At 36.0% G+C, this 774-nt stretch carries 1 protein-coding gene; it reads left to right on the forward strand.

Features of this window, described 5'->3' with window-relative positions; all coding sequences use genetic code 11:
* Positions 1-713: outer membrane beta-barrel protein (locus tag BAZSYMA_RS00005; protein ID WP_143243026.1), on the forward strand; the 713-nt coding region annotated here is incomplete at its 5' end.
* Between the last annotated feature and the right edge of the window lie 61 nt (positions 714-774).

The following is a 774-nucleotide window of genomic DNA, read 5'->3' on the forward strand; positions in this document are numbered from 1 at the left end:
AGGTAGTTGCATTGTCAGTTTTAGTCGCTACATCAACCTATGCACAAGAAAATAAAGATATGTATTTTGGCTTAGGTGTTGTTCAAACAAAATCTGCAGGTGCGAGTTTTTCTGGGAGAGGAGTTACAGTTAGTCAAGGGGCTTACAAAAAAAATAATTACAAAGTAATCTTTGGTAAGCGTTTGAATAAAAATTTTGCAGTAGAAGGTTCATATACAGACTATTCTAGCGATACAACAGGCATATCAATGTCTGCCACTAATGGTGCTGCTTTAGAGGCAGCGATGGTTGCCTTGGATGATACTGCAGGATATAAATCTTCAATAGGACTGACTGGCACTACGCTTACGGGTACTGGTACTGATAATGCAAAGATTACTTCATCTACAACCTTATCTGGTCGTAATATTGATTTGTCTGGGCTGTATTATTTTGCACAGTCAGATAGTTTTGAGCCATTTGTTAAACTAGGTGTTAGTGCTTGGAATATTAAAGGTGAATCTTCTGCATTTCAATATGATAATGCAGGTGCATTGACCACAATCGCTGGTGCTACAGATTTTAGCAATAAAGACAGTGGTACTGATGTTATTTATGGTGTTGGTGTTGATGGAAAAATTAATGACACAATAAAATATCGTGTTGATTTTGAGCGTATAAAATCAGATGATGACGTTGATAATATTGGCATTAGTATGTTCTATAGTTTCTAAATATAGATACTTAATCTACCATAAAAACACCCTGCCTTTGCAGGGTGTTTTATTATCTAGG

It is taken from the genome of Bathymodiolus azoricus thioautotrophic gill symbiont (assembly GCF_001298715.1).
In the GTDB taxonomy this organism is placed as follows: Bacteria; Pseudomonadota; Gammaproteobacteria; order PS1; family Pseudothioglobaceae; genus Thiodubiliella.